The organism is Arthrobacter sp. SDR-2R, assembly GCF_057747955.1.
The window spans coordinates 3,046,215-3,066,184 of the sequence record NZ_CM173231.1; the positions used below are offsets into that span (position 1 = coordinate 3,046,215).

Genomic DNA, 19,970 nt, shown 5'->3' on the forward strand with positions numbered 1-19,970 from the left:
CTGTCCTGCGGGCCGGCGTGCCACGGGCCCGCAGGACGACGGTTTGGTGCGTTTCGTCAGCCGCGGGCGGCGATGGCGGCGGCACCTGCGGCAGTGAACTCTGCGATGCGTTCCCGGGGCGTGGCGTGGCTTACCAGTGCCTCGCCCACGAGTATGGCGTTGGCGCCGCTGCCGGCGTAGTGCGTGACGTCGGCGGCGTCGCGGACGCCGGATTCGGCAACCACCACGGCCTCGGTCGGAATCAGCCCCGCCAGTGCGGCAAAGACGGAACGGTCGACGTCGAGCGTTTTGAGGTTGCGCACGTTGACGCCGATGATCCGCGCGGTGGCGGCCACGGCCCGCTCGATTTCCTCTTCCGTGTGGGTCTCCACGAGCACGTTCATGCCCAGGTCCCGGCTGAGGCCGCTGAATTCGGCCAGCTGGGCGTCCGAGAGGGCAGCCACGATGAGCAGGATGAGGTCGGCGCCGTGGGCACGGGCCTCCCAGATCTGGTACTCGTCGAGCGTGAAGTCCTTCCGCAGCAGCGGGATGTCGACGGCGGCGCGCACGGCGTCGAGGTCGGCCAGGGACCCGTTGAAGCGGCGCTGTTCGGTGAGGACGCTGATGACGGAGGCACCGCCGTCGGCGTACTGCCGGGCGAGCGACGCCGGATCCCCGATGCTGGCGAGATCGCCCTTGGAGGGGCTGCGGCGTTTGATTTCGGCAATGACTTTCAGCTGTTCCCGGGTTGGGGAGGTGCCGCCGAGGGCTGCCCACGCGTCACGGGCAGGTGCCGCGGCCTGGGCCAGGTCCTTCAGCTCAGCCAGGGAAACGAGCCGTTTCCTGGCCTCCATATCCTCCCTGACACCGGCGTTGATGTCGTCGAGAACAGTCGCCATCAGTGGCCGGAGTTCTTCAGCTTGCTGCCTTCGACGCCGTAGCCTGCCTTGCGCATGACGTATCCGAGGATCAGTCCGACGACCATGACAACGGCGCCGCCGATGAAGATGGGGGTGCTGGCGATGACGAAGGCGATGGCTGCGATGAGCGCGCCGACGAGCATGACGATGACGCAGGTCCACGCGGCCGGGCTGTTGCCGTGGCCCAGTTCCTGGCTGTGGTCGATGGCGCCGGGGGCAACGGTGCGGGTGCCTGACTTGGAAACGGACGCAGGTGCTTTGCTCATGGAAATCTCCTCAGGATGGATACTGCTTACATTCTGCCATTTTTTGGCTGCCGCCCGCGTACTGCAGGGCCTGCCGCCCCTGCCGGCGCCGGCGTCCGCCGGTCTTAGGTGGGGTCCTCGCCCCGGGAAAGCCGGTCCCAGCTGTCGATCTCGTCCACGGAGCCGGCCACCGCCGTGGCGCCGGCGGCCGTGGGTGCTGCCGCTCCGGCCGCGTCATATTTGGTGCGCGTCTTCCAGTAACGGGAGGCGGGCAGGATCAGCAGGGCTGACAGGGCGAGAAGGCAGCCCGCGACGACGGCGAGCAGCGGGAACGGGGTAACGTCCACGTGCGCCTGGCTGCCGGAGACGCCGGTGGCTGCCGCAATGGACCCTTGCGCCGCGGCGAGCGGATCGGCCAGGACGGTGGCCGCCGCCGTCACCACGCCTGCGGAGGCAAGGACGATGATGGCCGTGATCACCCACCGGGCGATCCTGCCGGCGATGGCCGCTGCGAGCCCGCCTGCCAGGGCCACCAGGGCCAGGGCCGTCACCGTGGTGGCGGCCTTGCTGCCCTGCACCTGGATGGTGCTTTGGGCGGCTCCGGCCTGTCCCACCTGGTTGGGGTCCAGAGTGGCGGTCATCCAGGTCTGGGTGGTGGTGCCGAAGGCGGCCAGCGCCAGGAGGGTAATCAGCATGACCAGGGTGGACTTGCGCGCCCAGACCGGCACGGCCCGGGTCTTGCGGGCTTTGCCGGCCTTGGCCGCCGTATCCGCCTGTCCTGCCTTGGCCGCCTCTTCGGGGCGGCCTGCCGCCATGCCGGAGTCCGGCATCAGGAAACCGACCCGTCAGGAAGGGATTCCGCGGAAATGTTGTGCAGCGATCCGGCCGTGTGCACGGCGCGCAACGGAGCGGCGGCCTTGTTGACCGTTTCCAGGGCCTCGGTAGGGTTCACGGAGTCTGCCACGATGCCACCCCCTGCCTGGACGTAGGCGCGTCCTTCCCGGATCAGGGCGGACCTGATGGCGATGGCCATATCCATGTCGCCGGCGAAGTCGAGGTAGCCCACCACGCCGCCATAGATGCCACGGCGGTGCGGTTCCAGCTCGTCCAGCAGCCGCAGGGCACGGGGCTTGGGTGCGCCGGAGAGGGTGCCGGCCGGGAAGGTGGCCTTCAGCACGTCATAGGCTTTGGCCTGCGGAGCCAAACGGCCCACCACGGTGGACACCAGGTGCATGATGTGGCTGAAGCGCTCCACCTCCATGAACTGGGTGACGTCCACCGTTCCCGCCACGCAGACCTTGGACAGGTCGTTGCGGGACAGGTCCACCAGCATCAGGTGCTCGGCGCGTTCCTTCTGGTCCGCCAGGAGCTCCTCGGCCAGGGCCTTGTCCGCCTCGACCGTCTTGCCGCGCGGACGCGAGCCGGCGATGGGGTGGGTGATGACTTCCTCGCCGGTGACCGTGACCAAGGCTTCGGGCGAGGAGCCGACGATCGAGTACTCGCGGCCCTCGGCGTCGGCCAGGCTGAAGATGTACATGTACGGGCTGGGGTTGGTGTTGCGCAGGACCCTGTAGACGTCCAGCGCGGACGCCTTGCACTCCATCTCGAACCGGCGCGAAATCACCACCTGGAAGACCTCGCCGTCCACGATCGCTTCCTTGCCGCGGTCCAGCGCCGCAAGGTATTCAGCCTCGTCCCAGCGTTCCTGGACGCTGGAGGCAAAGTCCAGGGCCGCCGGCGTCAGGACGGAGACCGGCTGCAACACCGGGGTGCTGATTTTGGCCAGGAGTTCCTTGACCCGGCGCACGGCGTCGTGCCAGGCCTCGTCAACGCGTTCGGAGCTGTTGTCGAAGTTGATGGCGTTGGCGATGAGCAGGACCGTACCGTCCACGTTGTCATGCACGGCCATTTCGGTGACCAGGTTCAGGGCCATTTCCGGCAGCTGCAGGTCATCCTCGGGCGGGCTGACCAGCCGTTCCCAGTGCCGGACGGTTTCCCAGCCGAGGAAGCCCACCAGCCCGGAGGTAAAGGGCGGCAGCCCTTCGAAACGGTCGGTGCGCAGCGCCTCCACGGTGTCGCGGATGGCGTCCACCGGACTGCCGCTGACCGGCACGCCCGCGGGCGGCTGGCCCAGCCAGTGCGCCTGGCCGTCCTTGGTAGTCAGGGTGGCACGGGACTTGGCGCCGATGAAGGAGTACCGGGACCAGGCTCCGCCCACCGCTGCCGATTCCATCAGGAAGGTGCCGGGCTGACCCTGCGCCAGCTTCCGGTACAGCCCGATGGGGGTTTCGGCGTCGGCGAGGACCTTGAGCCGGACGGGAATGACGCGGCTGTGGCCGGCAAGTTCCCGGAATTCCTCGAGGCTCGGGCTGATGGTTCCAAGGTCCTGCATGGTTATGCTTGTCCGCCTGTTCTTCGAAAGGGCCGGCATTGCCGGGCGCCTTGGTGTGCTTGCTGGGGTGGCCGGGGTGTGGAGGAAACCCGGCCGGGCAGCGTGTCCGCCTAGCCTGCGTGGCCTGCCACCACGTCGAGGTCCCTGCCGTCGAAGCAGGTGCGGGTGCCCGTGTGGCAGGCCGCGCCCACCTGGTCCACGCGCACCAGCAGTGCGTCGCCGTCGCAGTCCATGGCCACGGATTTGACCCATTGCACATGCCCCGAGGTATCACCCTTGCGCCAGTACTCCTGCCGTGAGCGGGAGTAGAAGGTCACCCGGCCGGTGGTCATGGTGCGGTGCAGCGCCTCGTCGTCCATCCAGCCGAGCATGAGGACTTCGTTGGTGTCGTACTGCTGCACCACCGCGGCCACCAGGCCGGCGGCGTCGCGCTTGAGTGCCGCGGCTACCTCCATGGGCAGCGGGCTGGCCGGGACGGATTCCCCGGACGACGGCGGCACGGATGCCACAGGCTGGGACACGGCGGATCCTGCGGTGGGGACGGGGGTTGGCTGCTCAGACATCGGGTCAAGTCTAGTGCCTTCACGTGCCCGTCCTCCTGTTGTGAACAACGGCACGCCACCTGCCCCTGCGCTGCTGCCCAACTCCGCGCCTGTCGTGCTAGTTTTCCAAGTGATGCATTTCGTCGAACCGTCCCGAGAAGTCCTGGCCGAAACCCTGCTTGCGGCCGGCCCTGATGCGCCCACACTGTGCAAGGGCTGGCGTACCAGGGACCTTGCCGCGCACCTTTACCTGCGCGAGCGGAAGGCCGCCGTCGGGCTCGGTTTGATCATCAAGCGCCTGGCCAAGGCCTCGGACCAGGCAACCGCCAAGCTGGCAGCCAAGCTGACCACCAACGAGGACTACGCCCGGCTGGTCAACACCTTCCGCGCCGGTCCGCCGGCGCTGTCGCCGATGAAGATCAAGGCACTGGACGAAAGTTCCAACCTGATCGAATACTTCGTGCACACCGAGGATGTCCGGCGGGCCGTGGACCGGTGGGCGCCCAGGGCACTTGATGAAGCGTACTCTGACGCGCTGTGGGACGAACTGGTCAAGCGTGCCGCCATCCTCTACCGCGGCGTGGACCTGGGCATTGTCCTGGTCCGTCCGTCCGGTCCGCGGCATGTTGCCAAGCGCGCCCCCGTTTCGGTGGCGATCGTCGGCGAGCCGGGCGAACTGCTGATGCACGCCCACGGCCGGACACGCCACGCGCTGGTCACCTTCGAAGGCCAGCCCGACGCCGTCGCCCTCCTCCAGTCAGCCGAAGTAGGCCTCTGACCCAACTGGGTCGCAGTTGTTGTCGTTATGAGCGTTCATAACGACAACAAATGCGAGTCAGTCGGGTTAGCGGACTTCGAAGCCGGCTTCCCGGATCGCTTCCTTGACCTGGGACATCATGTTGTCCGGTCCCCAGTGGAAAATCGAAGCCGCCAGGACGGCGTCCGCGCCGGCTGCGACGGCCGGCGGGAAGTGTGCGGGCTCTCCGGCACCGCCGGACGCGATGATCGGGACCCTGACGGCAGCCCGGACCAGCTTGATGAGTTCGAGGTCGAACCCGTCCTTGGTGCCGTCGGCGTCGATGGAGTTCAGCAGGATCTCCCCCACCCCGCGGTCGGCCGCTTCCCTGGCCCACTCGATGGCGTCGATGCCGGTACCGGTGCGGCCGCCGTGGGTAGTCACTTCGAATCCCGACGGCGTGGGCTGGGACCCCGGGCGGGTGCGGCGGGCGTCAACGGACAGGACGAGCACTTGGGAACCGAAGTGCCGGGTAATTTCGTCGATGACGTCGGGGCGGGCCACGGCCGCGGTGTTGATGGAGGCCTTGTCGGCGCCGTAGCGCAGGAGCTTGTCCACTTCCGCCACGCCGCGGACGCCGCCGCCCACCGTCAGCGGGATGAATACTTCTTCGGCCGTGCGGCGGACAACGTCAAACGTGGTCTCGCGGTTGCCCGAGGAAGCTGTGACGTCAAGGAAGGTCAGTTCGTCGGCGCCGGCGTTGTCGTAGCGGTGGGCGAGTTCCACGGGGTCGCCGGCATCGCGCAGGCCCTCGAAGTTGACGCCCTTGACGACGCGTCCGGCGTCGACGTCGAGGCAGGGAATGACGCGTACTGCTACTGCCATGGGGTACTCCTGGAGTCTGTGTTGGTTGCTGCGGGGCCGGCTCAGATGCGGCAGGCGTGGATGCTGCTGACCAGGATGGCGCGGGCGCCGAGGTCGTACAGTTCATCCATGATGCGGTTGGTTTCCTTCTTGGGAACCATGGACCGGACGGCCACCCAGTCGGAGTCGCGCAGCGGCGAAACCGTGGGCGATTCGAGGCCAGGCGTCAGGCCGGCCGCCTTCTCCACGAGTTCCTTGCGGATGTCGTAGTCCATCAGCACGTACTGGCGTGCCACCAGGACGCCCTGGAGCCGGCGGATGAGGACGTCGATTTCCTTGGCGGTGCCGTTGGCGGCGCCCCCGTTGCCGGTGCGGCGGATCAGGACGGCCTCGGATTTGAGGATGGGGTCGCCGAAGATTTCCATGCCGGCGGCCTTGAGGGTGTTGCCGGTTTCCACGACGTCGGCGATGGCGTCGGCGACGCCCAGGCGGACCGAGGATTCAACCGCGCCATCCAGCCGGACCACCTTGGCGTTGATGCCGCGTTCGGCCAGGTAGTTGCGCAGCAGTCCGTCGTAGCTGGTGGCCAGGCGCTTGCCCTCGAGTTCCTCCACCTTGCTGAAGTCGCCGACGGGTCCGGCAAAACGGAAGGTGGAGCCGGCGAAACCCAGCGGCAGCAGCTCTTCGGCTTCCACGCCGGCGTCCAGGAGCAGGTCGCGTCCGGTGATGCCGACGTCGAGTGTTCCCTGGCCGACATAGACCGCAATATCGCGGGGGCGGAGGAAGAAGAACTCGATCTCGTTGTCAGGGTCCACCATGACCAGTTCGCGCGTGTCGCGGCGCTGGCGGTAGCCGGCTTCGGAGAGCATGGCGGAGGCGGCTTCGGACAGGGAGCCCTTGTTGGGGACGGCTACTCGCAGCATGGGAAATTCTTTCTGGGGTGGAAGGTCTGGGTTTTCAGGCAGTGCAGGCCACGGCGGGCCCGGCGGCAGTGCGCCGGACCGGTGGCTACAGATGCTTGTAGACGTCTTCCAGGGTCAGGCCTTTGGCGAGCATCAGAACCTGCAGGTGGTACAGCAGCTGGGAGATTTCCTCGGCCGCGGCTTCATCGGATTCATATTCGGCAGCCATCCACACTTCGGCTGCTTCCTCAACGACTTTTTTGCCGATGCCGTGAACACCGGACTCCAATTCAGCGACGGTGCGGGAGCCTTCCGGGCGGGTGGCTGCCTTCTCGCTGAGCTCAGCGAACAGCGTCTCGAAATTCTTCACGCCCTCCAGCCTACTTGGTGCAGCCGCAGCGGCGCTTCCCGGGCCGTTGCATGACGGGCGCGATGTGAGCGAATACACACACCGCGCCCGTGCGACAACCTGACGCCGGGTCCGGCGCTGCGCCTAGCTCCGGTACTGCTTGAGGACGACGGCGGTAGCCAGCGCAGCTGTCACGGCCTCATGGCCCTTGTCTTCCTTGGAGCCGGGCAGGCCTGCCCGGTCCAGCCCCTGCTGTTCGTTGTCGCAGGTGAGCACGCCGAAACCCACCGGCACGCCCGTGGACACGCTGACGTCGGTGAGGCCCGACGTCGCGGCCTGGCAGACGTAGTCAAAGTGCGGGGTTCCGCCGCGGATTACGACGCCGAGGGCAACAACGGCGTCAAAGTGCGGTGCCAGCCGCGCTGCGGCAACCGGGAGCTCGAAGCTGCCGGGAACCCGCAGCACTGTGGGCTCCGCGATGCCGGCGTCCTTGGCGGCCCGGAGTGCGCCGTCCAGGAGCCCGTCCATGATCTGTGTGTGCCAGCTTGCTGCGATGATGGCCAGTTTCAGCTGCGACGTCTCGGCCGGGTTGAGGGTGCTGAGGTCGATGTCGGGGGCGCCGTGTCCACTCATGGGTTCTTGTTCCGTTCAGTCTTGTTCGTGGTCGAAAGGGGTTTCAGGGGCGGGCACGGGCACGGGAGCCACCCCGGTGTCCAGCAGCAGCCGGTGTTCCATGCGGTCCTTCTTGGTGCGCAGGTAGCGGATGTTCTGTTCGCGGGACGGCACCTCCGTAGGCACCATTTCCACGACCTTCACGCCCGCCTTGGCCAGCCTGTTCTGCTTGTCCGGGTTGTTGCTCAGCAGCCGCACCTCATGCAGGCCCATTTCGGCCAGGATCTGGGCTGCGGCCTTGTAGCACCGGGCGTCAACGGGGAGGCCCAGCTGCTCGTTCGCCTCAACGGTGTCGAAGCCGGCCTCCTGCAGGGCGTAGGCCTTGATCTTGTTGGCCAGGCCAATGCCGCGGCCTTCCTGGCCGCGCAGGTAGAGCAGCGTGCCGCCGTTGTCCCGGATCAGTTCCAGCGCGAAGGCAAGTTGTTCGCCGCAGTCGCAGCGGTAGGAACCGAAGACGTCGCCGGTGAGGCACTCGGAGTGCAGCCGCACCAGTGGTGCTTTACCGTCAGTGGGAGCGTTGGGGGAACTGACGGCGAGGTGTTCCACACCCGTCACCAGGTCCGTCCATGCCTGTGCCACGAACTCGCCGAAGGCCGTGGGCAACTGTACAACCGGCCCTCCGCTGACGGGATGGGGCGCTGCGCCGGACACCGTGTGGTGTTTCCGGTGGCCGTTCTGGTGGCTGTCGTCGCTGGCTGCCGCTGCCGTCATCGCTTCTCCTTCTCTTCGCCCGGCGTTACCCGGACATCCTCACGCTGGGTTCCCCCGGCCCCGGCTTCAAGATACGCCACCAGGTCCTCGATGGAGATCAGGGGGCATCCATGTTCAGCTGCGAACGAACGGAGCCCGTCCAGGCGCATCATTTCACCGTCGTCATACACCACTTCCGCGATCACCCCGACAGGCTCCAAGCCTGCAAGGCGGCACAGATCCACCGCGGCCTCGGTGTGGCCCTGGCGTTCCCGCACTCCACCGTCAACCGCGCGGAGCGGGAAAATATGCCCCGGGCGGGTCACGGATGCAGGACCGGCGTGCGGGTCGGCCAGAATCCGGGCGGTCAGGGCCCGGTCCGTGGCGGAGATTCCGGTGCTGACGCCGGTGGCGGCGTCGCAGGACACCGTGTAGGCCGTGCCTTTGGCGTCCTCGTTGATCGCCGTCATGGGAGGCAGTGCCAGTGCATCCGCGCGGTCTCCGGTCAGCGGCACGCAAATGACGCCGGAGCTGTACCGGATGGTCCAGCCCATCAGGGCGGGCGTGGCGTGCTGGGCGGCGAAGATGATGTCGCCTTCGTTTTCGCGGTCCTCGTTGTCGACGACGAGCACGGGCCGGCCGGCGGCCATGGCCCGGACTGCGTCCTCAACGGAGTCCAGTCCCACGGCAGGCGCGGACGTCCGTCCATCGGTCACAGTGACAGCCTCCGCGGATGCGGCGGGTTCCAGGCGTACGGCGGCGTTCACCGTGCACCTCCTGCAACCGCGGCGCCACCGGTACCGGTTGCTGCATCCGCGTCGCGGAAGGCCAGCAGCCGCTCGGTGTACTTTGCCAGCACGTCGACCTCCAGGTTCACCCGGCTGCCGGTGGTTTTGGTCCCCAGGCCCGTTTCTGCCAGCGTGGTGGGGATCAGGCCTACCTCGAACCAGGGTTCCTGCTCCGAAGCCGGGCTGACGGCCGTCACGGTGAGGGAGACGCCGTCGATGGCGATGGAGCCTTTCTCGGCAATGTAGCGGGCCAGGTTGGCGGGGACGCCAAAACGCAGCCGCTCCCAGTTGCCCTGGGGTTCGCGTTCCAGCAGGACCCCCACGCCGTCCACGTGGCCCTGGACCACGTGTCCGTCCAGCCGGCCGCCCGCGGGAACACAGCGCTCCAGGTTGACCGAATCGCCGGCTGCGAGTTCGCCGATGGTGCTCCGGACCAGGGTCTCCCCCATGACGTCCACGCTGAACTCCTTGCCGTCGATGGCGGTTGCCGTGAGGCAGACCCCGTTCACGGCGATGGAGCCGCCAAGTGCCAGGCCTTCGGTGGAGCCGGGGGCGTGCAGCCGCACGGTGGCGCTGGTGTTACCGTCACGCTCGACGGACAGCACCTGCCCCTGCTCGGCAATAATTCCGGTGAACATCAGTAGCCTCCCTGGGCTTCTTCCGCGCTGCCGCGGGTTGGTGGGTGGTCGAGTGCAACTTTCCGTTGCGGTCTGAGGTGAAGCCTGAGGTCCCGGCCGAGCGTCCGGACGGCGCCGCCGTCGGCCTCGTCCCATTCCCATTGCTGGGCGTCCGGGAGGCTGGTGATGCCCAGCCCGTTCAGGGCGGGGGTGCCGGATCCCAGCAGGGTGGGGGCAAGGTAGACGATGAGTTCGTCTACCAGGCCGGCAGAGAGGAAGGAGCTGAGGATCCGTGAGCCGCCTTCCACCATCACATGCCGGATCCCGGCTTTGTACAGCAGGGTCAACGCTTCGCGGGGGTTCCGGGTGGGGAGGTGGACAGCCAGGCCGTCATCGCCGTGGATCGCGGCGTCGTCCGGAATTCCGCGCAGTCCCATGACAGCCCGTACCGGCTGTTTGGGTGCGGGGTCTCCGGAGGGTTCCCGGGCGGTCAGGCGGGGGTTGTCCACCAGCACGGTCTGGGTGCCCACCAGGATGGCGTCGATGCGGCCGCGGATTCCGTGGTTGTCTGCCAGCGACTCAGGGCTGGAGATCCATTGGCTGGTGCCGTCTTCGGCTGCTATCCGGGCGTCCAGGGTCTGGGCGATGTGGAGGGTGACGAACGGGCGCTTGGCGGCGACTGCCTCAAACCACTGGCGGTTCAGGTCCAGGGATTCGTCGGCGCCGAGGCCACTGCGGACCCGGACGCCGGCCGCCCGCAGTGTTGCTGCGCCACCGGCCGCCGGGTCATGGGGGTCGTCGACGGCGTACACCACGTCCGTGATGCCGGCGTCGATGATCGCCTGCGTGCACGGCCCGGTGCGGCCCACGTGGTCGCAGGGCTCCAGCGTGACCACCATGGTGCAGCCGGATAGATCAAGGCCGACGGCGGCGGCCTGGGCGATTGCGTCCGCTTCGGCATGCGCGGTGCCGGCGCCGCGGTGGTAGCCGGTGACAAGTTGGCGCCCGTCAGGACCGACGACGACGGCGCCCACCAGGGGATTCGCTCCGCGCGGACCCTGCAGGGCTGCCTGCAGGGCGTGCTCCATGGCGCGGGTTTCGTCGGCGCTGAAGGCGGTGACCACCCCGGCCGCGGGCTTCAGTTCCACCGGGCCCGTCATGCGGCGGCCGGGACGGATGGGGTGCCTGCCTTGGAGGCGGCAGTATTTTCGGCGGTTAAGAGCCATCGCTGGGGGTTCATGCGTGTCGTTCCTTCCCTTTCGAACCGCGATGGCTCCGGGGATACGACAGCAGAACGTTGCGGACCCAACGGGCCCACTGATACAGCTGTACGTGCTTCTCTCATCCAGACTTTAACTGTCGGTACCGGAATTCCACCGGTTCAACCGTCCGCCGGAATCCTCCTGGGAGGAAGCCGGCTCGCGGGTCGCGGACTGTCACCGCCGGTTCGGACTTACACCGACCCCGGAGCACGTATGTGTGTTGTTATTGTGCCACAACCGGCCGGGGCACCCGGTTATTCCGTCGCCCCGCGTAATGTCCGGCTGCCCTTGTGGCGCAGCAGGTCGATGGCTGCGGCGGGGTCATCGGCGCCGTAGACGGCAGAGCCCGCCACAAAGACGTTGGCGCCGGCCTCGGCGGCGCGGGTGATGGTTTCCTCGGTGATCCCGCCGTCCACCTGGATGGCTACTCCCAGCCCGGAGCCTTCCACAGCTTCGCGGGCCCGGCGGATTTTGGGGAGCGTGACGTCCAGGAACGCCTGGCCGCCAAAGCCCGGTTCCACTGTCATGATGAGCAGCATGTCCAGTTCCGGCAGCATGTCGAGGTACGGCTCCACGGGGGTGGCCGGGCGAAGCGCCATGCCCGCTTTGGCCCCCCTGCTGCGCAGTTCCCGCGCCAGCTTGATGGGCGCAATGGATGCCTCGGCGTGGAACGTGACCGATGCCAGGCCTGCGTCGGCGAACCCGGGCGCCCAGCGGTCCGCGTCGGCAATCATCAGGTGGGCGTCGAGTGGAACCGGGCTGACGGCCTGGATCCGCTGCACCACCGGCAGCCCGATGGTCAGGTTGGGGACGAAGTGGTTGTCCATGACGTCCACGTGCACGGCGTCGGCGTTGCTGATCCGCCGCAGTTCGGCCTCAAGGTTGACGAAGTCGGCGGAGAGGATGCTCGGGTTGATGCAGCATTGCGTCACAGGGTTGCCTTTCGGATGAACGTGCGTTGGTCGCAGGGAAGTTCCAGCCCGATGCAGGGAGCGGGCGGGGCTGGTAGCCGCAGGTCGGGAAGCCGGGAATTCTTCCTGATCAGGTTTCTTTGCCTGTCAGGGTTTCTTCTCCTGTCAGGGTTTCTTCTCCTGTCAGGATTTTTTCTGTATCAGGGCCAGGAACATGGCATCGGTGTGGTGGATGTGGGGCCAGAGCTGCGCGGTCAGTTCATGGCCCGCGCCAAGGCTTCCAGTGAGGCTGACTGCGTCAAGTGCGGCGCCGGCATCGAGGAGTTCCAGGTCGCCGCGCTTCCGGAGCACGTCGGCCACAACAGCTGTGGTCTCTGCCGGGTGCGGTGAACACGTCACGTAGGCCACCACTCCCCCGGGCCGAACCGCGGCCAGGGCAGAGTTCAGCAGCTCGCGCTGCAGTGGGCCCAGGTCTGCAATGTCCTTGGGCGAGCGACGCCACCGGGACTCGGGCCTGCGCCGAAGTGCCCCCAGGCCGGTGCAGGGAACGTCCACCAGGACACGGGAGTATTGCCCCGGCTGTTCGGCGCCTACATCCCGGCCGTCGCCGGTCCGGACCTGCCAGCTGTCCTGCGGTACGGCGGACAGTGCCTGGCTGACAAGCTTTGCGCGGTGCGGGGCGGGCTCGTTCGCAAGAAGCGTGGCCCCCCGCTGGTGCGCAAGGGCACCAAGGAGTGCCGCCTTTCCACCCGGGCCTGCGCAGAGGTCGAGCCACGCTTCACCGGCACCATCGGCCGCCTGGCCGAGGTTCACTGCGGCCAGGGCCCTGGCCACCAGCTGGGAACCGACATCCTGCACCCGGAGGGTACCGGCGCGTACGGATGCCAGCCGCCCCAGGTCACCGCCGCTGGAGAGCGCGGAGCCTTCCACCAGTTCCCCGGGGGTGGCACCGTTTTCCAGCGCTTCGTCGAGGCTGCCCAGCCCCGGCAGGGCCACAAGGTTGACCACAGGGGCGGCGTTGTCCGCTTCGAGCAGGTCGTTGATCTCGGCTGCGGGCCGGCCATGGGCCACGAGCGACTGGCGCATTGCCCGGACAATCCATTCGGGGTGGGCGTACCTGAGCGAGGCAATCTTCGTCTCGTCGGTTTCGCCCTCCACCAGCAGGTCCAGCCATTCCTCAAGGGGGTGGGCAGTGACCTTGCGGAGGACGGCATTGATCAGCGCGGAGGGTCCCGCCCCGATGACGGCACGGGCAAGTCCAACCGTCTGGTCCAGTGCGGCGTGCGCGGGGACCCGCATGGCCAGCAGCTGGTGGGCGCCGATACGGAGGGCGTCGAGGACGGCGGGGTCAAGCTGGGCCAGGGGCCGGTCCACGCACCGCGCCAGGATGGCGTCGTAGGTGCCTTGGCCGCGCAGGGCTCCGTAGCTTAGTTCCGTGGCGAATCCGGCGTCGCGTTTGTCCAGCCGGTGGTGCCGGATCCGCGCGGGCAGCACGAGGTTGGCGTAGGCGTCCTCCTCAGCCACGGCACGCAGCACTTCGAAGGCCACCAGGCGGGCTGGATCGGCGCGCCTGGTCCGCTGCGACGGCGCCTGCCCGGTGAAGTTCCGCTGCGGCCCGCGGTTGCGTTCCCGCCCTTTGGCATCCCTTCTGCTGGCATCCCGGGGTCCGCCCTTGCCGCGGCCGCCTCCTCCGGCGCTTCCCCCTCCGCCGGTGTTTGGTCCGCCCGTGTTCCGTCCACCTGTATTACCGCCGGACACGCTCATTCGAACACCACACCCTCCAGTGAAGCCATGCCGCGTGCCCAGTCGGCTGCAGCCATCATCTTTTTCCCAGCGGGCTGGACCCGGGTGAGTTCCACGGCGTGTGAACCTGTTCCCACCAACACGGCTTTCCCCTGCAATGCCACTGAGCCAGGGGCAAGTCCTGAAATATCCGGCCGGAGCCGGACAGGTTCGAGCTTGACCCGCTGCCCGTCCAGCAGGGTCCAGGCGCCGGGCTCAGGGGTGACTCCGCGTGCCTGCCTGTTGATGGCAAGGGCCGGGTGGGACCAGTTAAGGTGTCCGTCTTCCAGGGTCAGCTTGGGTGCCAGGGAGACCTCTCCGGCCTGCGGCTGCGGCGACGCTTTTCCGGCCTCGATGGCGGACAGTGTCTGCGCCAGCAGGACGGCACCGCTGCGGGAAAGCCGCTCAAGCAGGTCTCCTGCCGTGTCCTGGGGCCTGACCGCCTCGGTGAGGGTGCCAAAAACAGGACCGGTGTCGAGTCCCTCTTCAAGCTGGAAGGTCACGGCACCTGTGACATCGTCTCCGGCAATGACGGACCGCTGGACCGGTGCCGCGCCTCGCCAGGCCGGCAGCAGGGAGAAATGCAGATTGACCCAGCCGTGCGGCGGTATGCCCAGGGCCGCAGGGGGGACCAGTCCGCCGTAGGCAACGATGGCCGCGACGTCCGGCTGCACTGCGGCGATGGCGGCGACGGCGTCGGCGTCGACCCGGGCGGCACGGATGACATCAATGCCCAGTTCCCCGGCCCGTTGTGCCACCGGCGACGGCGTCAGTACGCGTTTGCGGCCTACCGGGGCATCGGGACGGGTCAGGACCGCGACCACGTTGAAGCCGGCATTGACGAGGGCGTCCAGGGATGGCACGGCGACGGCGGGCGTCCCCGCGAAGAGGACCCTCACCCTGCTCCGCCAAAGCTGGAGCCGGGGGTGCTGGTTTGGCCAAAGCCGGCACCGCCGAAACTCGATCCCACGTTCTTGGCGCGCTTGGCTGTGGTCCGACCGGCGACGGCGTCGTAATTGGCGTTGCGGATGGACCGCAAGGCAGCCTTCCGGTCTTCGCCTTCGAGGCGGTCGGTGTAGAGGATGCCGTCCAGGTGGTCATTTTCGTGCTGGAAGCAGCGTGCCAGCATGCCCTCCCCGTCGATGGACACCGGATGTCCATGCATGTCCACACCGGTGACCCGGGTGGCGCGGAAGCGGCGGACAGGGAAACCGAGGCCCGGAATGGACAGGCAGCCTTCCACCTGGTCCGGCTGGTAGTCCCCGCTGTTCTCCAGGACCGGATTGATGATGTGCCCTTCCACACCGTCGATGCGGTAGGTGAAGACGCGCTTGCTGACGCCGACCTGCGGGGCGGCAAGCCCTGCACCGTCCACGTCCTCCATGGTTTCGGTCATGTCGGCCACCAGTTTGGCAAGCTCGGGTCCGAATTCCGTCACGGGATCGGCAACTGTGCGCAGCACAGGATCACCGATGATGCGGATATTCAGAATAGCCATGCGCTGTTTGTCCTCACGGTTGGCGGCAAAGGGAACCTATCCAGTTTAGGTGCAGTCTCTCCGGGTCCATCCGGCGCTTAGGCGGTACGGGCCTGTGCCAGCGGCGGGGGTGCGATGGGCAGCAGCGCGGTGCCTGCACTGATGGTGTCCGCCGACAGTTCCCAGACCCGGCGCAAGGCGCAGAATTTCCACCAGTGGTGCTTGAGGACCTCGGGGTTGGCACGGACGGGCCGGACCTCCGTCTCCCCGATGGCGACGGCCAGCAGGACCGGGTTTTCGCCGTACTTCCAGGGCTCCCAGGTTCCCGCCTCCGCATCCACCAGGCTTTCCTCCGCCTTCATGCCGGCCACCAGCTGCATCACTACTTTGTCGTCCAGCGGTTTGACCAGGCCGTCGCGCGTTGTGCCCTTGGTCTTGTAGTCGATCAGGCAAATGCGTCCGTTGATCCGCGCCACAAGGTCAAGGGTGCCGGCGTAGCCCACGGTGTTGTTCCAGACCGTGATCTCGGGGGCGATGGGCTCCACCTGGAAGAGCTCCCACCACTCGTCGAAGCGGACCGCGAACGCTTCCTCCCCGTTTGCGGCCAACGCCTCACGGGCCTCCTTCATGGCGTGGGGACGTCCCAGCGCGCGCAACGCCACCTGCTCGCAGTAATTGTGGACGCGGTCCCCGCGCCGGGCGGCATCATCACGATAGGTTTCCGCAGCCTTGGCCGCACGGTTGATGGCCTGCTTGATTTTGGCCGGGCTGCCCAGGCAGTCCGACAGCAGCGGATCATTGGCCAGGCTGCTGGCACCCATGTAACCGAACCAGCCATCAAGGCCATGCGGCTGCTGGCTGATAACCGTGGTGATGGAAGGTACGGAAAACTGCTCAGACGTTGACCGTGCGTACATCCGGCCGTATTCGGTGGCGTGGGCGAGAAGCGGATCAGTCATACAAAAGACTCTTTCACAGGGGGCCGACAAAAGCTCCGGGAGGCAGGCGCTGCACATGAAAAAGGCCCGTCTCCGCTGCTGATGAGCGGAAACGGGCCTCTGCGGTGGGCGATACTGGGTTCGAACCAGTGACCTCTTCGGTGTGAACGAAGCGCGCTACCACTGCGCCAATCGCCCCGATGCATTTGAATGCTAGCCCACCTCTGCCCTATTTCAAAAATCGAACAACACACCCCGCTGACCGGTACCGCGCCGCCGCCCCTGCCTGGCCGGGAATCCTCGAAAGCAGCCCGGCGGGACACAGCCTGCCGCCCCCCGGGCGCCCCTGCCGCCGTCGGAAATTACACACCTGTAACTCGCAAAATCCGCGTGATTACAGCGATCTGGAGGCACACAATGGGCGCAGGGCCGAAGCGATTTGGAGAATCCCGGAACCTCCTATATTGTTTTTACTCGTTGGAACGCGAGGAAATGCTGGAAACGGCAGGGAATCAACCCTCCAAAATGCGGACGTAGCTCAGCTGGTAGAGCACCACCTTGCCAAGGTGGATGTCGCGAGTTCGAATCTCGTCGTCCGCTCGCAGGACACTGTCACAGCAAAAGTTCTTCGGAATTGACGCTAACACGGTGGGTTGGCCGAGAGGCGAGGCAGCGGCCTGCAAAGCCGTATACACGGGTTCGAATCCCGTACCCACCTCGGTGAAAACCATGGTTTCCGGATCCTTCGGATGCAATGGGCGATTGGCGCAGCGGTAGCGCGCTTCCCTGACACGGAAGAGGTCACTGGTTCGATCCCAGTATCGCCCACTGGCAAGGCAACTTGCCCGCAGTACCACCGGTTTACCGGTCTATCCTGCACACGCGGACGTAGCTCAGCTGGTAGAGCACCACCTTGCCAAGGTGGATGTCGCGAGTTCGAATCTCGTCGTCCGCTCTCTTACATCCCACAGCCGGTCTTCCGGTTCGGGGCGATTGGCGCAGCGGTAGCGCGCTTCCCTGACACGGAAGAGGTCACTGGTTCGATCCCAGTATCGCCCACCATGTAAAGCAGCTCTGCGGAGCTGCTTTTTTCGTATTCCCAATCCGCTGCAGGCGAATTCCCTTGGCACACCTTTCACGCCCGGATAGGATCGAAGGCGCGAGGAGCGACCTGGCTCCGCGACAGAAGGGAGGTGCTCGTGGGTTTGATTGACGATCTAAAGGGCAAGGCTCAGGGTCTCATCCGCGGCAACGAGCAGGCCATCAAGGACGGCATCAGCAAGGCCGGCGATTTCGTCGACACGAAGACCGGCGGCAAGTACGCAGGCCACGTCGACAAGATCCAGGATGGCGCTTCCAAGCTCATTGACAAGAACGGAACGCCGGGCCAGGCACCTGCCCCCGAACAGGTTCCCCCGGCAGCTCCTGAAAATCCGGTTCCGCCGGTGGACAGGGCTCCGTAAAGGATTTGGCCGGGGCCTTGCCCCAGCACGTCAACGGGGCGCGGGTCCCGCCGCGAGGCGGCGCCCGCGCCTTTGGCGTTTAAAAATGCCCTCGGCTGCCCGGCCAGTCTGCCTTTGGCAGCCCCGATTGCCGGTTCCCAAACCCGCGCCGGTAACCTGCCGGGTATGCCCAACTCCCCCGCACCCTCCAGGACAACCAAGGCCGGACTGCCGCGGTTCGACTCCCGGCCCGTTGTCGCCGGGATCGTTACCGCCCTGGTAGGCTTTACCTCGTCCTTTGCCGTAGTCCTCGCCGGCCTCAAGGCGGTGGGCGCCGATTCCACCCAGGCCGCGTCCGGCCTGCTGGCGCTGACCCTCGCCGTCGGGCTGGGCGTCCTGGTCCTCGCCTGGCGCTCCCGGGTTCCGGTGACTCTGGCCTGGTCGACGCCGGGTGCGGCGCTGCTGGCGGCAGCGGGAATGCCCGACGGCGGGTGGCCGGCCGCCGTCGGCGCCTTCCTGGCGACAGGCCTGCTGTTGGCCCTGACCGGCATGGTGCCGGCGCTTGGCAGGTTGATGGCGCGGATTCCGTCCCCGCTGGCGCAGGCGATGCTGGCGGGAGTCCTGCTCCAGCTTTGCCTGGCCCCCTTCAAAGCCCTGGGCACGGTTCCCGGTTTTGTGGCGCCGGTGATCCTGTGCTGGCTGGTGATGATGAAGTTCGCTCCGCGGTGGGCGGTGCCCGCGGCTTTGCTCATGGCCCTGGGCGTGATCGGAATTTCCCTGGCGTCCGCCGGGACGCCGGTGGATGCGGGAGGCCTTATGCCCGCACTCGCCTGGACCACGCCGGCGTTCAGCCTGCAGGCCCTGGTGGGCATCGCCGTCCCCTTGTTCGTGGTGACCATGGCGTCGCAGAACGTTCCCGGGGTGGCTGTCCTGCGGTCATTCGGATATGACACTCCGTGGCAGCCGGCGATGCTGGTCACGGGAGCGGGGACTGTTGCGGGGGCTCCCTTCGGCGGCCACGCCATCAATCTTGCAGCGCTCAGCGCGGCGCTGGCCGCGGGCGGGGAAGCAGGCGGGGACCGGAGCAGGCGGTGGGTTGCCGGCTTCACCTCCGGGCTGGCCTACCTGGTGCTTGCCGCTTTTTCCGCTGCCTTGGTGGCGGTGGTGAACCGGGCGCCGGCCGGGATGCTCGAAGCAGTGGCCGGGTTGGCCCTGCTGGGAACCCTTGCGTCGGCGATTTCGGCTGCCCTGGCGGACACGGAAGACCGCATCGCCCCGGCCGTCACGTTCCTGATGGCGGCCTCAGGCCTGGCATTTGCCGGAATCGGTTCCGCGTTCTGGGCGCTCATTGCCGGGCTGGCGGTGCGGTGGGTGCTGCAGCCACGGCGCAGCGGGACCGCCTCTTAGGACGGTTCGTGGTTCTGCCCTTCACGCGCCAGGGCGGTCAGGCGGGACACGGCGCGGAAGTATTTCTTCATGTACCCGCCGGTCATCATTTCCTCGGTGAACAGCTGGTCGAAGGGGACGCCGCTGGCCAGGATGGGAACGTCCTTGTCGTAGAGCCGGTCCGCCAGGACCACGAACCGCAGCGCCACAGCCTGCTCCTTGATGGTTTCCACGTTGCGCCACACCACGCCGTCAATGCCGTCGATCAGTTGGCGGTAGCGGCTGGGGTGGACACCGGCCAAGTGGTGGATGAGGGTGGAGAATTCGTCCTGGGCAACCGTCTTGCCGTCGAACTCCGCCTTCATGTGGGCGTTAAGTTCGCTGTTTCTCAGCGGGGCCGGTGCGGCGGGGAGGCCGCGGTGGCGGAAGTCCTCGCCGTCGATGCGGATGACCTCGAACTGGTCCGCCAGGACCTGGATTTCGCGCTGGAAGTCTACGGCGGCAAAGCGGCCGTCACCCAGGGAACCCGGCAAGGTGTTGGACGTGGCGGCGAGCTTGACGCCGGCGTCGGCCAGTTCCCGCATGAGCCGGGACATCAGGACGGTGTCGCCGGGATCGTCCAGTTCGAATTCGTCGATGCAGACCAGCTTGTAGCTGCTCAGGGCGTCAACGGTTTTGCGGAAGGACAGGGCGCCCACGAGGTTGGTGTACTCCACGAACGTGCCGAAAGCCTTGGGGCCCGGCGAGGCATGCCACAGCGAAGCGAGCAGGTGGGTCTTGCCCACGCCAAACCCGCCGTCAAGGTAGATGCCGGCACGGGAATCGTCCTTTTTGCCGAACAGCTTCTTGAACAGCCCGCCTCCGTTACCCGACCCCACGCCGTCGGCAAACCCTTCCAGTTCGCGCACGGCGGCGGCCTGGCTGGGCTGCTTGGGGTCCGGGCGGTAGCTCGCAAAGGAGACCTCCCCGAACCGCGGCGATGGGTAGAAGCCCTTGAGGAGTTCGTCCACCGAAACTGCCGGAGTGCGGGCGGCAAGCTGTTCGATCTGTACCAAGGTGGTCCGTTCTGCTGGTGG

The 19,970-nt window shown here is 67.1% G+C and carries 22 protein-coding genes, 6 tRNA genes and 1 riboswitch; of the genes, 8 read left to right on the plus strand and 20 right to left on the minus strand.

Annotation, left to right across the window (positions count from 1 at the left end):
* Positions 1-56: 56 nt before the first annotated feature.
* The 5 genes from trpC to hisI form a co-directional block, all read right to left on the minus strand.
* Positions 57-878 (minus strand): indole-3-glycerol phosphate synthase TrpC, encoded by an 822-nt coding sequence (gene trpC / locus AC3ANU_RS14075; protein WP_488314743.1) that lies wholly within the window; start codon positions 876-878, stop codon positions 57-59.
* Positions 878-1,165 carry an HGxxPAAW family protein gene (locus tag AC3ANU_RS14080; protein WP_018770784.1) on the minus strand — a complete coding sequence of 96 codons (288 nt, stop codon included), beginning with the start codon at positions 1,163-1,165 and terminating at the stop codon, positions 878-880. Before AC3ANU_RS14080 ends, trpC begins: the two co-directional genes overlap by 1 nt.
* Positions 1,166-1,269: 104 nt before the next feature.
* The gene (locus AC3ANU_RS14085; protein WP_488314744.1) at positions 1,270-1,974 is read right to left on the minus strand and encodes a Trp biosynthesis-associated membrane protein; all 705 of its coding nucleotides are present in this window, start codon (positions 1,972-1,974) and stop codon (positions 1,270-1,272) included.
* Positions 1,974-3,536 (minus strand): anthranilate synthase component I, encoded by a 1,563-nt coding sequence (locus tag AC3ANU_RS14090; protein WP_488314745.1) that lies wholly within the window; start codon positions 3,534-3,536, stop codon positions 1,974-1,976. The genes AC3ANU_RS14085 and AC3ANU_RS14090 overlap by 1 nt, the downstream gene beginning before the upstream one ends.
* Positions 3,537-3,646: 110 nt before the next feature.
* Positions 3,647-4,099 (minus strand): phosphoribosyl-AMP cyclohydrolase, encoded by a 453-nt coding sequence (gene hisI, locus AC3ANU_RS14095; protein ID WP_018770780.1) that lies wholly within the window; start codon positions 4,097-4,099, stop codon positions 3,647-3,649.
* A 112-nt stretch (positions 4,100-4,211) separates the two neighbouring features.
* Between hisI and AC3ANU_RS14100 the strand changes: the two genes are divergently transcribed.
* On the plus strand, positions 4,212-4,856 hold the full coding sequence (locus AC3ANU_RS14100; RefSeq protein ID WP_018770779.1) for a TIGR03085 family metal-binding protein: 645 nt from the start codon (positions 4,212-4,214) through the stop codon (positions 4,854-4,856).
* Positions 4,857-4,922: 66 nt separating this feature from the next.
* On the opposite strand, the gene hisF is transcribed toward AC3ANU_RS14100, so the two are convergent.
* The 14 genes from hisF to AC3ANU_RS14170 all read right to left on the minus strand — a co-directional run bounded on the left by hisF (position 4,923) and on the right by AC3ANU_RS14170 (position 16,264).
* Positions 4,923-5,699, minus strand: coding sequence for an imidazole glycerol phosphate synthase subunit HisF (gene hisF / locus AC3ANU_RS14105; RefSeq protein ID WP_018770778.1), 777 nt, complete (start codon positions 5,697-5,699; stop codon positions 4,923-4,925).
* A 41-nt stretch (positions 5,700-5,740) separates the two neighbouring features.
* On the minus strand, positions 5,741-6,601 hold the full coding sequence (gene hisG / locus AC3ANU_RS14110; RefSeq protein WP_018770777.1) for an ATP phosphoribosyltransferase: 861 nt from the start codon (positions 6,599-6,601) through the stop codon (positions 5,741-5,743).
* An 85-nt stretch (positions 6,602-6,686) separates the two neighbouring features.
* On the minus strand, positions 6,687-6,950 hold the full coding sequence (locus AC3ANU_RS14115; RefSeq protein ID WP_009358176.1) for a phosphoribosyl-ATP diphosphatase: 264 nt from the start codon (positions 6,948-6,950) through the stop codon (positions 6,687-6,689).
* A 123-nt stretch (positions 6,951-7,073) separates the two neighbouring features.
* A complete protein-coding gene (gene ribH, locus AC3ANU_RS14120; RefSeq protein ID WP_018770776.1) occupies positions 7,074-7,562 on the minus strand; it encodes a 6,7-dimethyl-8-ribityllumazine synthase in 489 nt (162 codons plus the stop codon).
* A gap of 15 nt (positions 7,563-7,577) precedes the next feature.
* Positions 7,578-8,312 carry a GTP cyclohydrolase II gene (gene ribA, locus AC3ANU_RS14125; RefSeq protein ID WP_018770775.1) on the minus strand — a complete coding sequence of 245 codons (735 nt, stop codon included), beginning with the start codon at positions 8,310-8,312 and terminating at the stop codon, positions 7,578-7,580.
* Positions 8,309-9,058 carry a 3,4-dihydroxy-2-butanone-4-phosphate synthase gene (ribB, locus tag AC3ANU_RS14130; RefSeq protein WP_018770774.1) on the minus strand — a complete coding sequence of 250 codons (750 nt, stop codon included), beginning with the start codon at positions 9,056-9,058 and terminating at the stop codon, positions 8,309-8,311. The genes ribA and ribB overlap by 4 nt, the downstream gene beginning before the upstream one ends.
* Positions 9,055-9,717: a riboflavin synthase gene (locus tag AC3ANU_RS14135; RefSeq protein WP_134164347.1), complete on the minus strand. Its 663-nt coding sequence runs from the start codon at positions 9,715-9,717 to the stop codon at positions 9,055-9,057. The genes ribB and AC3ANU_RS14135 overlap by 4 nt, the downstream gene beginning before the upstream one ends.
* On the minus strand, positions 9,717-10,856 hold the full coding sequence (gene ribD / locus AC3ANU_RS14140) for a bifunctional diaminohydroxyphosphoribosylaminopyrimidine deaminase/5-amino-6-(5-phosphoribosylamino)uracil reductase RibD (protein WP_134164348.1): 1,140 nt from the start codon (positions 10,854-10,856) through the stop codon (positions 9,717-9,719). Before ribD ends, AC3ANU_RS14135 begins: the two co-directional genes overlap by 1 nt.
* A gap of 168 nt (positions 10,857-11,024) precedes the next feature.
* Positions 11,025-11,173, minus strand: a riboswitch (FMN riboswitch).
* 39 nt (positions 11,174-11,212) lie between these two features.
* Entirely contained in the window at positions 11,213-11,890 is a 678-nt protein-coding gene (gene rpe / locus AC3ANU_RS14145) for a ribulose-phosphate 3-epimerase (protein WP_018770771.1), read from the minus strand.
* 162 nt (positions 11,891-12,052) lie between these two features.
* On the minus strand, positions 12,053-13,633 hold the full coding sequence (locus AC3ANU_RS14150) for an RsmB/NOP family class I SAM-dependent RNA methyltransferase (RefSeq protein WP_056393659.1): 1,581 nt from the start codon (positions 13,631-13,633) through the stop codon (positions 12,053-12,055).
* Entirely contained in the window at positions 13,630-14,550 is a 921-nt protein-coding gene (gene fmt / locus AC3ANU_RS14155; RefSeq protein WP_056393658.1) for a methionyl-tRNA formyltransferase, read from the minus strand. Before fmt ends, AC3ANU_RS14150 begins: the two co-directional genes overlap by 4 nt.
* Positions 14,547-15,149: a peptide deformylase gene (gene def / locus AC3ANU_RS14160; RefSeq protein WP_018770768.1), complete on the minus strand. Its 603-nt coding sequence runs from the start codon at positions 15,147-15,149 to the stop codon at positions 14,547-14,549. Before def ends, fmt begins: the two co-directional genes overlap by 4 nt.
* A gap of 77 nt (positions 15,150-15,226) precedes the next feature.
* Entirely contained in the window at positions 15,227-16,087 is an 861-nt protein-coding gene (locus AC3ANU_RS14165; RefSeq protein ID WP_018770767.1) for a PD-(D/E)XK nuclease family protein, read from the minus strand.
* Between the two features lie 105 nt (positions 16,088-16,192).
* Positions 16,193-16,264 (minus strand) — tRNA-Val (locus tag AC3ANU_RS14170).
* Between the two features lie 329 nt (positions 16,265-16,593).
* On the opposite strand from AC3ANU_RS14170, the gene AC3ANU_RS14175 reads away from it, so the two are divergent.
* The 7 genes from AC3ANU_RS14175 (at position 16,594) to AC3ANU_RS14205 (ending at position 18,915) form a co-directional block, all read left to right on the plus strand.
* Positions 16,594-16,666, plus strand: a tRNA-Gly gene (locus tag AC3ANU_RS14175).
* Between the two features lie 47 nt (positions 16,667-16,713).
* Positions 16,714-16,784 (plus strand) — tRNA-Cys (locus AC3ANU_RS14180).
* A 38-nt stretch (positions 16,785-16,822) separates the two neighbouring features.
* Positions 16,823-16,894, plus strand: a tRNA-Val gene (locus AC3ANU_RS14185).
* Between the two features lie 54 nt (positions 16,895-16,948).
* Positions 16,949-17,021 (plus strand) — tRNA-Gly (locus tag AC3ANU_RS14190).
* Between the two features lie 32 nt (positions 17,022-17,053).
* Positions 17,054-17,128: transfer RNA gene (locus tag AC3ANU_RS14195), tRNA-Val, on the plus strand.
* Between the two features lie 137 nt (positions 17,129-17,265).
* Positions 17,266-17,529 (plus strand): antitoxin, encoded by a 264-nt coding sequence (locus tag AC3ANU_RS14200; RefSeq protein ID WP_488314746.1) that lies wholly within the window; start codon positions 17,266-17,268, stop codon positions 17,527-17,529.
* Positions 17,530-17,694: 165 nt separating this feature from the next.
* On the plus strand, positions 17,695-18,915 hold the full coding sequence (locus tag AC3ANU_RS14205; protein ID WP_488314747.1) for a benzoate/H(+) symporter BenE family transporter: 1,221 nt from the start codon (positions 17,695-17,697) through the stop codon (positions 18,913-18,915).
* Here the strand turns inward: AC3ANU_RS14205 and zapE are convergent.
* Positions 18,912-19,949 (minus strand): cell division protein ZapE, encoded by a 1,038-nt coding sequence (gene zapE / locus AC3ANU_RS14210; RefSeq protein ID WP_018770764.1) that lies wholly within the window; start codon positions 19,947-19,949, stop codon positions 18,912-18,914. The genes AC3ANU_RS14205 and zapE overlap by 4 nt on opposite strands.
* Positions 19,950-19,970 lie beyond the last annotated feature (21 nt).